We start from the raw sequence: 13,469 nt of genomic DNA on the forward strand, positions 1-13,469 counted from the left end.
TTCATTCCTCCCACACAACGGTTTCCGCATCAAAAACCGGGCCGTCTTTGCACACATGCCCAAAATAATCCCCGTTTTGCCCGCGCAGCTTTACCGCACAGCCAAGGCATGCGCCGATTCCGCACGCCATGCGTTCCTCCATCGAAACACGACACTCAACGCCGCGCTCCTCCGCAAGCTTCGCGACCGCGCGGAGCATCGGCTTCGGCCCGCAGGCAAAAACGACGTCGAACGCTAAGTCCCCGATCAGGTCCAAAACCAGCCCGCGGCGCCCGAACGAACCGTCATCGGTCGCAATGCGGGTTTCGCATCCGGTCGATTCAAAGTCGTCTTTCAGAATCACCGCGTCCCGGCTGCGGAATCCGGCGGCCAGAACCGCGTTTTTCCCGAACGGCTTCGCCGCCTCCAGCAATGGCGGAACCCCGATTCCGCCGCCGACAAACAGCGCCCGGCGGGACGTGTCCCCCAAATCGAAACCGTTCCCGAGCGGCGCGAGCAGGTTGACCGGTTCGCCCGGATTCAGGAGGGACAGCGCCCGGGTCCCCTCGCCCCGAACCTGAAAGACAAAGCGCAGCGTGCCGTTTGCGCGGTCAATGCCGCAGACTGAAATGGGACGGCGCAGGGTTTTCCCCGGAACCAGGAACTGGGCGAACTGCCCCGCGCGGGCCTTGCGCGCCGCCTCCGCGCAGGAAACGGTCAGGTCAAAAAAGCCGGGCGCGATTTCGGCCTTTTTCAGGATTTCACAGGCTGCCGTATCATAGGCTTTCACAGACGGATCCTCCCGATTTTCGCCAGGATCGCGTCGCGCATCGTTTCAGCTTCTTTCGCGGCGGCTTTGGCGTAGTCCTCCGGCGCCGTGTTCTGCTTCTGCCACGCGCAGAGAATGGAGCGGGATGCGTTTACCACCGCGCCGAGGCCGTTTTGCTCGAACGCGGGCGCCGCGTCCTCCGCGCCGCCGCCCTGCGCGCCGTAACCCGGCACCAGGAAAAAGGTTTTCGACAGCATCCCGCGCAGTTCCCCGAGCTGCGCCGGCCAGGTCGCGCCGACCACCGCGCCGACCCCGGAGTATCCGTATTTGCCGGGCAGGGCCTTGCCCCACTCCTCACAGTACTGCCCCATCGTCTCATAGAGGGGTTCGCCGCCCTCCAGCGCCTGATTCTGAATTTCGTCGGAGGAACGGTTGGAGGTCTTGACCAGCACGAAGATTCCCTTGTCCTCCGCGCGGCAGACATCCAAAAGCGGAAGAATCCCGTCGGAACCGAGGTACCCGTTCACCGTCAGCGCGTCGCCGCCGAACGCGGCCGCCGTTTCACCCGCGACCTCTGTTTTGCCCAGGTGCGCCGCGGCGTAAGCCTGCATGGTGCTGCCGATGTCGTTGCGCTTGCCGTCCGTAATGACGAACAGCCCTTTTTCCCTTGCGTACGCGATGGTGTCGTGCAGGGCTTTCATCCCCTGCCAGCCGTACATTTCGTAATACGCGCACTGCGGCTTAACGGCCGGAACAATGGGGCACAGCGCGTCGATGATTCCCTTGTTAAATTCCAGAATCGCGGCGGCGGCCCCGTCCAGCGTTTTTCCGTACTGCCGGAACGCCTTTTCCTTTATATCACCCGGGATGTAGTCCAGTTTCGGGTCGAGCCCCGCCACCGTCGGGTTCTGCTTCTTTGCAATGGCTTCAATCAGTCGGTCCAGCGCCATGTTGGTTCCTCCTTACAATTCCTTTTGATAAATAATCATTCCATTCAGGATCGTCATGATGACGCGGCCCGTCAGCTCCATACCTTTCATAACCGCATTCCGGCTCTTCCCGTGCAGTTTTGACGGGTCGACCGTCCAGCGCTCCGCGGGGTCGAACAGCACGACGTCCGCCGAAGCGCCGGGTTCCAGCGTTCCGCCCGGAATGCCGAGCAGGCGCGCCGGAGCGGCTGACATTTTCCGGATCAGCTCCGGCAGGGAAAGAAGCCCCGGCAGAACCAAAAACGTGATTCCTGCCGCGAGACTGGTTTCCATGCCGACCGCGCCGCTCGGGGCGCTTAGAAAATCCGCCTTCTCCCGCGGCGTGTGCGGCGCGTGATCGGTCGCGATCACATCGATCGTTCCGTCCCGCAGCCCTTCCGCCACAGCTTGGCGGTCTTCCTCCGTGCGAAGCGGCGGATTCATGCGGTAATCCGCGTCGCGCCGCAGCAGCTCCCTTTCGGTCAGAGCAAAATAATGCGGCGCGGTTTCACAGGTAACCGGAGCCCCGCGCCGCTTTGCGTCCCGAATCATCCCGACGGAGGTTTTCGTGCTGACATGGCAGATGTGCACCGGCAGACGATACGCCTCCGCCAGCGCCAGCTCGCGCGCGGTGCCGCAGTCCTCCGCGGCGGCGGGAATCCCCGGAACGCCCAGCGCGCGCGACACCTCGCCCTCGTTCAGCTTCCCGCCGCCCGCCAGCGAAAGGTCCTCGCAGTGGGAAGTGACGAAAAGGCCGAGTTTCGCCGCTTCCCGCATTGCTCCGGCCATCAGAACCGAGTCGGCGACCGGCCTGCCGTCGTCGCTGACCGCCGCGGCTCCGGCCTCTTTGAGTTCTTTCAGATCGGTCGGCTCCGCGCCCGCAAGCCCTTTGGTGATCGCGGCGGCAACATAGACGCGGGCATCCGCTTGTTTCGCCTTCTCCAGCACCCCGTGCACCGTTTCCGCGCGGTCCAGAGCGGGGCGCGTGTTCGGCATGCAGAGCAGGCTGGTGACCCCGCCCGCCGCCGCCGCGCGGCAGCCGGACAGAACATCTTCCTTTTCCGGAAACCCCGGGTCGCGCAGATGGACGTGCAGGTCCACGAGGCCCGGCGCTGCGACAAGGCCGGACGCTTCGATCACCCGCGCGTCCCCGCAGTCGACCGTTCCGCCCAGCCGCGCGATTCTGCCGCCGCAGATCAGCAGGTCTCCGGTTTCATCCATTGCGCGGGACGGGTCCACAAGCCGCGCGCCGCGAAGCAAGAGTTTTTCCATTCGTACCTCCGTTTGACTGACTGGAAACAGGGCCCGCCTTACGGCAGGAGCAGATAGGCGGACAGCGCCAGCAGCTCCCGCGCCCAGCAGGCCGAGAAAATATACCACGGCGTATGCGCGGGAACCGCCCACGCCGAAGCGCCGAGCCCGCGCGCAATCGAACAGGCGCGGTATTCATGATATTCGTCCGTGACGATCGCAAGCCCGCGGTTCAGGCCGTTTTGACCGATGATCTTTTGTGCGTTTGAGATATTTTCCTGCGTGGAGGTCGACCGGTCTTCCAGAAAAACGCGGGAAGCGCCGACTCCCCGGCTGACCAGACCTTCCCGGATGACTTCCGCTTCCGTGCGGTTTTCGCCGCGCCCCCGCCCGCCGCAGGCAACGCAGGCCGCCGCCGGATGCGCGTTCAGATAATTCGCCGCCGCTTCAATCCGTTCCCTCAGATCCGCGCTGGGAACGTTCCCGCTCACCTTACTGCCCAAAACCAGCACCGTCGCCGTTTCCGGCGGGGCGGAGGCCGCGCCCGAAACCATCAGGCCGGTCAGCGCCGCCGTCCACAGAAGGCCGGCGCAGAACAGAACCAGAACCGCTGTTTTCAGTTTTTTTACCGCGCGGTTTTTGCCGCATAAGGCATTGATCCTGCCGGACAAAAGCACACACGCCAAAATCAACAGACAAACCGCAATCCCTGAAATATTGCCGATATTCAGCACGTTCCAGTGGATCGGCCCGATAAACCAGACAAGCCCCAAAGCGGAAAGGATTCCAAGAACCCAAAGCGCCGCGCGCCTGAATTTTCCCAACGGTATCACCTCTCCGGTTATTATAGCATAAAACCGACGGGCTTCAAACACGGCGCGTAAAAAAAGCCTGTCCGGGACTCGGAAAGAATCCCGGACGGGCTTCCGGGGAAACACTTAGCTCATGTACTTTGCAATGACTTCTTTGTAGATGCTTTTGTAGTCATCCGCGCTGTCGCGCCCGAATTCCAATTCCCACTTGATCATAGAATCAACGGAGCGCGTTTTTAATTCTTCGGCGCTTCTCACCCGATAACGCCCCCACGCCCCGGAATAAGGGCTATAAAGTCCGTAAAAAGTACTTGACGCATCGTTGTCCTCATTCAAGAAAAACAAATATTCCCGTCCTGCGGCGCTGGGCAGATAATCGAGGTTATAGTAAATCTTTCCTTTTCCGTCCTTCTCTTCCCGATGATATTCTTCGCCCAGGGGAATGGCCTGTCCGGCCCGCAGTCCCCCTTTCAGCACTTTTGTAATTTGCAGGGACGAAACCGTGACCGTCCGGTCCGGGAATTCCAATGCCCCCAGCATCACATTTCCCGCCCCGTCTTCCACTGTGAAGTCACTCTCCGCCATTACGTGTTGATTTGCCTGCCGGTTTCCCGTGCCCCGGAAAACTCCCTGCACGATGTCCGTACAGCCCGCCTCAAGCTCCTCCAGATTTTGAGGAATCAGGTAATCGACCGCCGCATCCGACTGAACATAGGCAACTATGTCTCCCCGCAGAAAATTCCGATTCACACCCGGTCGCCAGGAACCGAGCACTGCCGATAGCAGCAGCCATAAAAAGAAACCGGAATAAATTTTTTTCATCTCAAGTGTCCTCCTGTAACGGGCTTCCGGACTGATACCGTAAAACCGCCCGCCCCGAAAAAACAATTTCCGGAGCGGGTATTTCCTGTTTTATTTCAGCTCATGTACTTTACAATGACTTCTTTGTAGATACTTTTGTAATGAGCCGCGTCATCTTTGCCAAGGTTCAGCTCTTCATTCGACATGGAATCAATGGACTGCGCGCGAACCGAATTTTGTTTCACAACGGGATAGCGGCCAAGTTCACAGTCCAGCGGAAGATAATCTCCGCCCCACCAGGCTGTCTCGCTCATACGGTCCACCAAAAAGAATAAATACTCCTTTCCTGTCTTAGAGGGCAGATAATTTCCGTCATAACATACCATTTTTTTATCACTGTAATCAATGCAAAAATAATCTTCGCCCAGTGGGATCGTATCTCCCTCTTTAAGATTTCCTTTATAAGTCTTTGTGACTTTCAGTGTAGATACTGTGGTTCCGAACGTAGGAACCTGCTGCTCTTTTCCGGACGACAAAGTAACTTCCATATACTGTATGTTCGGCTTGGCATCATCCTGAAGCACGCCCTGAACAATGCAGTCGCTGCGATCTTCAACATCCTGTAACGTCTGCGGCAAAGTGCCTATACAATCAGATTGCTGCTGCGAATATTCGACCGGCTTACAAGCGGACGATGAAACCGAAATCGCATTTGCTTTAACCGGCGCGGATGGCTTGGGATTTGCAGCACAGGAAGTCAAAAGGAACAGGAACGTCAATACACTGAAAAGAAACTTTTTCATTACAATTACCTCCTTCATTCGTAATAAGCGTTCAGGCTGCACACATCATGCGGCTGAATTGTATCTTCTCTAAGCGGATCCCGTGTTTAAATTTATTTCATATCTATAACAACTCAAGAAGGCGTTTTGTTACACAGAAATTTTTATTTATTTAATTCGACCAAATTTGTATTAAATTCGCCATTATTTTTCTGTAAAGGGCATAAGCCTTACAACATGAAACAACCCCCGGAAAGCAGGCGAATTAATTCACACTTTTGGCAAACAAAGTCATATTATGAAAAAATATCACTTTAGCAATGCAATTCGCTGCTTGCGTTTTCCAGCGAGCCGCATTATAATTAATAATTATTGGTTAGGCTGTAAAAATATTAAATTGGAGGTTCATCATGAAACGTGTCTACAACTTTTCCGCAGGTCCATCCATGCTGCCGGAAGCCGTTCTCCGCCGCGCCGCGGACGAAATGCTCGATTATAAGGGCTGCGGTCAATCCGTCATGGAGATGTCCCATCGATCCGGCGAATACGAGGGGATCATCTGTTCCGCGGAGAATTTGCTTCGCGAAGTAATGGAAATTCCCTGCAACTACAAGGTTTTATTCCTGCAGGGCGGCGCCTCCTCCCAGTTCGCGATGATACCGCTGAACCTGATGAACAAACATCATAAGGCGGACTTTGTGCTGACCGGTCAATGGGCGACAAAGGCCTGGAAGGAAGCCGCCCGCTACGGCGAAGGCAATGTGGTCGCGTCCTCCAAGGATAAGACCTTCACCTATATTCCGGAGCTTGACCCCGGCACCTTCTCCAAGGACGCCGATTATTTCCACATCTGCCTGAACAACACGATTTACGGCACCGTTTATCATGAGCTGCCGCAGACCGGCGACGTTCCGCTTGTGGCGGACGTATCCTCCTGCATTCTGAGCGAACCGATCGACGTTTCCAAATTCGGCCTTCTTTACGCGGGCGCGCAGAAAAACATGGGGCCCGCGGGGCTGACGGTTGTAATCGTCCGCGACGACCTGATCGGCAACGCGATGGATTTCACCCCGACCATGCTGAATTACAAGACGCACGCCGACAACGGCTCGATGTTCAACACTCCCCCGTGCTATTCGATCTACATCTGCATGCTGGTGCTTGACTGGCTGAAAAACACCGTCGGCGGGCTTTCCGAAATGGAAAAGATCAACCGAAAAAAGGCCGGTTTGCTTTACGATTTTCTTGACAGCTCCAGGCTGTTCCGCGGCACGGTCGTTCCGAAAGACCGCTCCCTGATGAACGTTCCGTTCGTGACGGGCGATACCGCGCTTGACGCGAAATTTGTTTCGGAAGCGGCGGCGGAGGGCTTTGTCAACCTGAAGGGGCACCGCACCGTGGGCGGAATGCGCGCTTCCATTTACAATGCCATGCCGGTTGAGGGCGTGGAAAAGCTGGTTGCGTTCATGAAGGATTTTGAACGGAAAAACGCGTGAGAACGGAGGAATCAACCCATGTACCAGATTAAGTGCCTGAACAAAATCTCGCCCGTCGGGACCAGCCGTTTTGGCGAAAACTACAGCTGCTCCGACAGCGTGGAAAACCCGGAAGCAATTCTGGTCCGCTCCGCCTCGATGCACGAAATGGAGCTGCCGGCAAACCTGCTGGCGGTTGCCCGCGCCGGAGCGGGGGTTAACAATATCCCGATCGACAAGTGCAGCGAAAAGGGAATCGTCGTGTTCAACACCCCCGGCGCAAACGCGAACGCGGTCAAGGAGCTGGTTCTCGCCGGACTGCTGATGTCCTCCCGAAGGATCGTGTCGGGAATTGAATGGGCAAAAACCCTGAAAGGCAAAGGGGACGAGGTCGGCAAACTGGTCGAAAAAGGCAAAAGCCAGTTCGTCGGCCCTGAAATCAAGGGAAAAACGCTCGGCGTCATCGGCCTGGGCGCGATCGGAATTCTGGTCGCGAACGCGGCTCACTCTCTTGGGATGGAGGTGCTCGGCTACGACCCGTATCTCTCGGTGGACGCCGCCTGGGGGCTCTCCCGATCCGTAAAGCACGCGCATTCTCTGGACGACATTTACGCGGAAAGCGACTATATCACCGTCCATGTGCCGCTGCTGCCCGATACCAAAGAAATGATCAACGCGGAAGCGATCTCTAAAATGAAAGACGGCGTGCATCTTCTCAACTTCGCGCGCGGCGGGCTGTTCAACCGGCCGGACGTACTGGCGGCGGTGAAATCCGGAAAGGTTGCCACCTATGCGACCGATTTTCCGGACGACAGCCTGCTTGGCGTGGAAAACGTTCTCGCCTTTCCGCACCTTGGCGCCTCCACGCCCGAATCGGAGGACAACTGCGCGCGGATGGCCGCGGACGAGCTGATCGATTATCTCGAAAACGGAAATATCCGCAACGCGGTCAACCTGCCGTCCGTTTCGATGGCGCGCAACGGCTTTACCCGCATCTGCCTGTTCCACAGGAACGTGCCGAACGTCATCAGCAAGCTGTCCGGCATTCTGGCGAACGCGAATATCAACATTGAAAACATGCAGAGCAAGGCGAAAAAGGACTATGCCTATGTGATTCTCGACGTGACCGGAGAAGTCACCGAGGACACCGCCGAGCATCTGGAACAGCTTCCGGAAATTGTGCGCGCGCGCGTGATTCCGGCAAAAAACAAATAAGTATCCTCGCCGCAGCAAGGGAGCCGTTCCCCAACTTGGGAAACGGCTCCCTTTTCGATTGACGTTCTTTCCTCCCGACACGCAGTAGGAGCGTCCGGTGACAATATTTACGTGTCGACCGCTGCTTTCGGTTAATTTCAAATAAGGAGATCCCCGCCTCATATAAAATTGCTCCCGCAGCCGCAGCAATACTCTGTATGATTCTGAAGTGGGCCGACTCTGGAACCAGCTCCCCGAATTAGTTTTCATGCCTGCCGGGAAGTACCCCAATTTCTATCGGTACAGCGACGAGGGCCGAAACATTCTTTTCAGAAACAAGCGAAGATAGCGTGAGATCCACCGCAGCCATTTGGTGAGTACGGCGGAAAAGATACGGAAAAACAATGCAATCAGTAAAATGGTCAGGAACATGAAAAATCCGTTTTTCAATGCTTCTATCCAGAACTCCATCTGCAAATCCCTTTCCTCTCAATGAAATCCCGAAAGCCTATTGTCGCCCGCCGCCCTTCCAAAAATAACATGAGGTGGTTAGCTGATACCCGGCCGCATACAGGAGAGACGGGACAAAAATCAGCGCGGGAGTCAGCATCGTCGGCTTGTAGGGAACGATCTGATGCGCAAGGCCACGGAGCAGGGCCGCGCATAACGCAATTAAAAATACGGAATATGCCAGTTTGATCAGGCAGAGGGATTTTTTTGTAATATCCGCACGGCGCGCCAGAAATAGATCAAGGGTAATCAGCGCCGCAGAAAAAACGGTCAGAAAAAACTTCCAGCCCCATAAGCACCGTGCGGAAGCCTTTGCCGTCATCATCTGCAGCCCGTTTTCGGCAAATGCCATCACAATGAGCAGCAGCGGTAGCAAAAGCAGATAGACAAGATATGCAGCCCTTTTTTCTTCACCGTTCTCATCTCTTTTTGATTATTTCATAATAACCATAGCACTTATAAATTCTTATGTCAAATAATAGTTCCCATCCCCGGCACAGCCGGGAGTTCTTCCTATACGTGCAAAGTCCTGTTTTTACCGGCTGCGCCTCAAGGCGCCCGGGGCTTTTTCCCGCGAATGACAAAAAACCGGATGCGCTCCATGCGGAGTACATCCGGTTTTCTATTAAATCAAAGAATTACAGAAGTTCGATAATCGCCATTTCGGCTGCGTCCCCGCGGCGGGGTCCGATCTTCGTAATGCGTGTATATCCGCCGTTGCGTTCGGCGTATTTCGGCGCGATCTCAGCAAACAGCTTGTGGGTAACATCTTCCTTCGTTACAAAGCCGTTTACAAGGCGCTTATTGGCAAGAGTATCTTCTTTCGCAATGGTGATCATCTTTTCCGCCATGGAACGGACTTCCTTGGCGCGGGTCACCGTTGTTTCGATTTTACCTTTTTCCAAAAGAAAGGTTACCATCGCCCTGAGCATAGCCGTTCTGTGGTCGGTGGTTCTTCCGAGTTTTCTGGTTCCGGGCATCGAATGTTCACTCCTTTACCTTAGGTTCCGCAAAGGACTATTCATCGTCCTTGCGCAGATTGAAACCGAGAGAGGCCATCTTCCAGACAACCTCTTCGAGGGATTTGCGTCCAAGGTTGCGGACCTTCATCATGTCGTCTTCCGACTTGCCGATGATGTCGCCAACCGTGTTGATTCCGGCGCGCTTGAGGCAGTTGAAGGAACGGACCGAAAGGTCCAGCTCCTCAATCGTCATCTCAAGCACTTTCTCCTTGCCCTTGTCGTCCTTTTCCACCATGATCTCGGTGCTGCTGCCCTTGTCGGACAGGTCAACAAACAGATTCAGGTGTTCGGTCAGGACCTTCGCGGCAAGGGAAACCGCCTCCTGAGCCCCGATCACCCCGTTGGTCCAGACCTCGAGCGTCAGCTTGTCGAAGTCGATGCTCTGGCCGACGCGGGTCGGTTCCACGTTATAGTTCACCTTATAAACCGGAGTGTAAATGGAATCCACGGGAAGCACACCGATAATGCTGGCGCTCATGTTCTGCTTGTTCCGCTCTGCGGAAACATAGCCGCGCCCTTTGTCCAAAGTGAGTTCCATATACAGTTTGGCGCCGTCCCCCAACGTTGCAATGTGCATGTCCGGGTTGAGGATTTCCACCTCGCTGTCGCACTTGATTGAGTCGGCCGTCACTTCACACGGCCCTTCGGCGCAAATCTCAACCGTTTTGGGTCCGTCGCAGTGCAGCTTCGCCGTCAGTCCCTTGATATTCAGGATGATCTCGGTGACATCCTCTTTCACGCCGGGTATGGTCGAAAACTCATGCAGAACGCCGTCGATCTTGATCGACGTTACCGCAACTCCCGGCAAGGACGACAGAAGTACGCGCCGAAGGCTGTTGCCCAGCGTGGTGCCAAACCCCCGTTCCAGAGGCTCGACGATGAATTTGCCGTACGTACCGTCGCCCGATAGTTCATTCGTCTCAATTTTAGGCTTCTCAATCTCGATCATTAGCGACCCTCCTTGATCTGTAGCGGATCAATTTATCTGCCGTGATGGCTCCTGCGCTGCAGAACACGTTACTTGGAGTACAACTCAACAATGAGAGTCTCGTCAACCGCAAGGTCAATCTCTTCACGCGTGGGCAGTGCAAGGATTTTGCCTTCCAGGGTCTCGCGGTTTACGTCAAGCCACTTGGGCACGGGACGGGAAGCATTCGCCTCGAGCACCGATTTGAATTTATCGCTCTTGCGGCTTTTGTCCTTAATCGAAACCACATCGCCCGGTTTCACCAGGAAAGACGGGATGTCGACACGGCCGCCGTTTACGGTAAAATGACCGTGAACGACAAGCTGGCGGGCTTCCGCTCTGGAGCTGGCCCAGCCGAGGCGGTAAACAATATTGTCAAGCCTGCGCTCCAAAAGGATCAGCAGCTCGTCGCCGGTCTTGCCTTCCTTTTTGGTGGCCATTTCATAATATTTCAAAAACTGGGATTCCAGTACGCCGTAGTAGCGCTTCGCCGTCTGCTTGGCGCGCAGCTGAAGGCCGTACTCAGAAGTCTTCTTGCGGCCCTGGCCGTGCTGGCCGGGCGCATATGCTCTGCGCGTTACCGCGCATTTGTCCGCGTAGCATCTTTCGCCTTTCAGAAAAAGCTTCTGGCCTTCTCTGCGGCAGAGCTTGCAGACGGAATCTGTATATCTTGCCATATTTTGGTTGCACCTCCTAAAAAATCGGTTATACGCGTCTTCTCTTCGGCGGACGGCATCCGTTGTGGGGAATCGGCGTTACGTCCTTGATCATGCTGACCTCCAGCCCGGCGCCCTGCAGCGCGCGGATGGCGGCCTCACGCCCGGAGCCCGGGCCTTTAACGTATACTTCAACCGATTTCATGCCGTGTTCCATGGCCGCTTTCGCAGCGGTTTCCGCTGCGGTCTGGGCGGCAAAAGGAGTGGATTTTCTGGAGCCCCTGAATCCGAGTTCGCCGGAGCTTGCCCAGGAAACCGCGTTGCCCTGAACGTCGGTAATGGTAACAATCGTATTGTTGAAAGTGGACTGAATATGAGCGGAGCCACGATCGATATTCTTGCGCTCACGGCGTCTGCGCACACCGGAACCCTTTTTTGCTCCCGCGTTTTTCTGTGCTGCCATTTATGATATCCCTCCCAGATTATTTCTTCTTGTTGGCCATGGTCTTTCTCGGTCCCTTGCGGGTACGCGCGTTGGTCTTCGTGCGCTGACCCCTGACCGGAAGCCCTCTGCGGTGACGGACACCGCGGTAGCAGCCGATTTCAATCAGCCTTTTGATATCGAACGCGATGTCGCGGCGAAGGTCGCCTTCCACGCGGCAGTGATGCTCGATGTATTCCCTGATTTTTGCCGCGTCGTCTTCCGAAAGATCCCTGACACGGACGTTCGGATCTATGCCTGCTTCCGCGCAGATCTGGGTAGCCGTCTTGCGGCCGATACCGAAAATATAAGTTAGAGCAATCTCAATGCGCTTATCCCTCGGCAGATCAATACCTGCTATACGCGCCATACTGGTTGCACCTCCGTTGTTAGTTAGGTTTGCGCCTTAGCCCTGGCGCTGTTTATGCTTGGGGTTTTCGCAGATCACCATGACCTTACCCTTGCGCTTAATGACTTTGCATTTTTCACACATTTTCTTTACAGAAGGTCTGACTTTCATTCGAGGTCCCTCCTTGCAGAGATCTTCAAGTTATTTCGAACGCCACGTAATGCGCCCGCGCGTCAGGTCGTACGGCGACAGCTCAATGGTAACCTTATCGCCGGGCAGAATGCGGATGAAATTCATCCTAAGTTTGCCGGAAATATGCGCGAGAATCGTGTGGTGATTGGGAAGCTCCACCGTAAACATGGCGTTCGGCAGGGCTTCGGTAACGATGCCTTCAGTTTCAATTACGTCCTGTTTCGACATACATGTGCCTCCTCTTGTGGAAAGCGGTCCCCGGCTTCAAAAGCGGCAAGGGCCCGTCGAATTTCACGATTGGTCTGCAATGATTGTTCGGGCAGCAGCGTTTTTGTGGGAAAAAGGTGTATCACATTTTTCTTCTTGGGGTGCTGCAGGCTGCGCCGCTTTCCGTCACAAATGGTGACGGAACCGGCCTGTGCCCCAAGCACCGCGAAAAAGCCGCCCTTGTCACGCCCGGCAGCGGACCGGACCACCAGTCCTCTGATGAATTCCATGTCTGCCCCCTTAATCCGGAACGGTCAGAATGACCGGTCCGTCCGGGGTAATCGCAATGGAATGCTCAAAGTGAGCAGCAAGCTTTCCATCCGCCGTGACGGTCGTCCAACCGTCCTCCAGCGTCTGTACTCCCGCCACTCCTTCATTCACCATCGGCTCGATGGCGATGGTCATGCCCGGCAACAGGCGCACGCCCCTTCCGGGGGTGCCGTAATTGGGAACACTGGGGTCTTCATGCATCTTCGCGCCTACTCCGTGGCCGACAAAATCACGTACCACCGAGTAACCGCGAGCTTCGGCATACCGCTGAACCGCGCTGCCGACGTCGCCGAGCCGGTTTCCGGCCACGGCGGCCCGGATGCCCTCGTAAAGGCTTTCCCGCGTCGCGTCCATCAGGGCCTGTGCCTCCCGGCTGACCTTGCCGCACGGAAAGGTAAAGGCGTTGTCACCGACGAAACCCTCATAGGTCGCGCCGACGTCAATACTGACGATGTCGCCCTCCCTGATGATCTGTCTTTTGCTTGGTATGCCATGGATGACTACATTGTTTACGGAAACACAGGCGCTGGCTGGAAATCCGCCGTACCCGAGGAATGTGGGCTTCGCGCCCGCTTTCTCGATTGTGCGGCGGGCCACATGGCTGATTTCCCACGTGGAAACGCCAGGCTCAACCGCGGCACCCGCTGCTTTCAGCGCGTTAGCCGCGATCCGGCCCGCCTGCCTCATGATTTTAAGCTCTCTTGCAGTTTTCAAAACGATCATA

The 13,469-nt window shown here is 56.0% G+C and carries 18 protein-coding genes; 2 read left to right on the plus strand and 16 right to left on the minus strand.

Annotated elements, in window-relative coordinates:
* Position 1: 1 nt before the first annotated feature.
* The 6 genes from HCR03_RS10255 to HCR03_RS10280 all read right to left on the minus strand — a co-directional run bounded on the left by HCR03_RS10255 (position 2) and on the right by HCR03_RS10280 (position 5,383).
* Positions 2–769: a dihydroorotate dehydrogenase electron transfer subunit gene (locus HCR03_RS10255; protein ID WP_187034180.1), complete on the minus strand. Its 768-nt coding sequence runs from the start codon at positions 767–769 to the stop codon at positions 2–4.
* Positions 766–1,698 carry an orotidine-5'-phosphate decarboxylase gene (pyrF, locus tag HCR03_RS10260; RefSeq protein ID WP_187034181.1) on the minus strand — a complete coding sequence of 311 codons (933 nt, stop codon included), beginning with the start codon at positions 1,696–1,698 and terminating at the stop codon, positions 766–768. Before pyrF ends, HCR03_RS10255 begins: the two co-directional genes overlap by 4 nt.
* A 12-nt stretch (positions 1,699–1,710) precedes the next feature.
* Positions 1,711–2,988, minus strand: coding sequence for a dihydroorotase (locus HCR03_RS10265; protein WP_187034182.1), 1,278 nt, complete (start codon positions 2,986–2,988; stop codon positions 1,711–1,713).
* Between the two features lie 38 nt (positions 2,989–3,026).
* Complete coding sequence (locus HCR03_RS10270) at positions 3,027–3,791, minus strand: YdcF family protein (protein WP_187034183.1); 765 nt, start codon at positions 3,789–3,791, stop codon at positions 3,027–3,029.
* A gap of 114 nt (positions 3,792–3,905) precedes the next feature.
* Positions 3,906–4,601: a hypothetical protein gene (locus HCR03_RS10275; RefSeq protein ID WP_187034184.1), complete on the minus strand. Its 696-nt coding sequence runs from the start codon at positions 4,599–4,601 to the stop codon at positions 3,906–3,908.
* Between the two features lie 95 nt (positions 4,602–4,696).
* A complete protein-coding gene (locus tag HCR03_RS10280) occupies positions 4,697–5,383 on the minus strand; it encodes a hypothetical protein (RefSeq protein ID WP_187034185.1) in 687 nt (228 codons plus the stop codon).
* 389 nt (positions 5,384–5,772) lie between these two features.
* Between HCR03_RS10280 and serC the strand changes: the two genes are divergently transcribed.
* Positions 5,773–6,858 carry a 3-phosphoserine/phosphohydroxythreonine transaminase gene (gene serC / locus HCR03_RS10285; protein ID WP_066650277.1) on the plus strand — a complete coding sequence of 362 codons (1,086 nt, stop codon included), beginning with the start codon at positions 5,773–5,775 and terminating at the stop codon, positions 6,856–6,858.
* A gap of 18 nt (positions 6,859–6,876) precedes the next feature.
* Entirely contained in the window at positions 6,877–8,052 is a 1,176-nt protein-coding gene (locus tag HCR03_RS10290) for a phosphoglycerate dehydrogenase (protein WP_066650275.1), read from the plus strand.
* Between the two features lie 487 nt (positions 8,053–8,539).
* Here the strand turns inward: HCR03_RS10290 and HCR03_RS10295 are convergent, their stop codons facing one another.
* The 10 genes from HCR03_RS10295 to map all read right to left on the minus strand — a co-directional run bounded on the left by HCR03_RS10295 (position 8,540) and on the right by map (position 13,468).
* Complete coding sequence (locus HCR03_RS10295) at positions 8,540–8,893, minus strand: hypothetical protein (protein ID WP_187034186.1); 354 nt, start codon at positions 8,891–8,893, stop codon at positions 8,540–8,542.
* Positions 8,894–9,179: 286 nt separating this feature from the next.
* The gene (rplQ, locus tag HCR03_RS10300; protein WP_066650273.1) at positions 9,180–9,521 is read right to left on the minus strand and encodes a 50S ribosomal protein L17; all 342 of its coding nucleotides are present in this window, start codon (positions 9,519–9,521) and stop codon (positions 9,180–9,182) included.
* Positions 9,522–9,558: 37 nt separating this feature from the next.
* Complete coding sequence (locus HCR03_RS10305) at positions 9,559–10,512, minus strand: DNA-directed RNA polymerase subunit alpha (RefSeq protein ID WP_066650272.1); 954 nt, start codon at positions 10,510–10,512, stop codon at positions 9,559–9,561.
* A 68-nt stretch (positions 10,513–10,580) separates the two neighbouring features.
* Entirely contained in the window at positions 10,581–11,207 is a 627-nt protein-coding gene (gene rpsD / locus HCR03_RS10310; RefSeq protein WP_066650271.1) for a 30S ribosomal protein S4, read from the minus strand.
* A gap of 28 nt (positions 11,208–11,235) precedes the next feature.
* Entirely contained in the window at positions 11,236–11,649 is a 414-nt protein-coding gene (gene rpsK, locus HCR03_RS10315) for a 30S ribosomal protein S11 (protein ID WP_066650270.1), read from the minus strand.
* Positions 11,650–11,668: 19 nt separating this feature from the next.
* Positions 11,669–12,037 carry a 30S ribosomal protein S13 gene (rpsM, locus tag HCR03_RS10320; protein WP_066650269.1) on the minus strand — a complete coding sequence of 123 codons (369 nt, stop codon included), beginning with the start codon at positions 12,035–12,037 and terminating at the stop codon, positions 11,669–11,671.
* Positions 12,038–12,073: 36 nt separating this feature from the next.
* Positions 12,074–12,187, minus strand: coding sequence for a 50S ribosomal protein L36 (rpmJ, locus tag HCR03_RS10325; protein WP_066650268.1), 114 nt, complete (start codon positions 12,185–12,187; stop codon positions 12,074–12,076).
* Positions 12,188–12,217: 30 nt separating this feature from the next.
* Positions 12,218–12,436: a translation initiation factor IF-1 gene (gene infA / locus HCR03_RS10330; RefSeq protein ID WP_066650266.1), complete on the minus strand. Its 219-nt coding sequence runs from the start codon at positions 12,434–12,436 to the stop codon at positions 12,218–12,220.
* On the minus strand, positions 12,418–12,705 hold the full coding sequence (locus tag HCR03_RS10335) for a KOW domain-containing RNA-binding protein (protein WP_066650265.1): 288 nt from the start codon (positions 12,703–12,705) through the stop codon (positions 12,418–12,420). The genes infA and HCR03_RS10335 overlap by 19 nt, the downstream gene beginning before the upstream one ends.
* A gap of 10 nt (positions 12,706–12,715) precedes the next feature.
* Complete coding sequence (gene map, locus HCR03_RS10340; RefSeq protein ID WP_066650261.1) at positions 12,716–13,468, minus strand: type I methionyl aminopeptidase; 753 nt, start codon at positions 13,466–13,468, stop codon at positions 12,716–12,718.
* Between the last annotated feature and the right edge of the window lies 1 nt (position 13,469).

This window comes from Caproicibacter fermentans (assembly GCF_014303955.1).
Taxonomy (GTDB): Bacteria; Bacillota; Clostridia; order Oscillospirales; family Acutalibacteraceae; genus Caproicibacter; species Caproicibacter fermentans.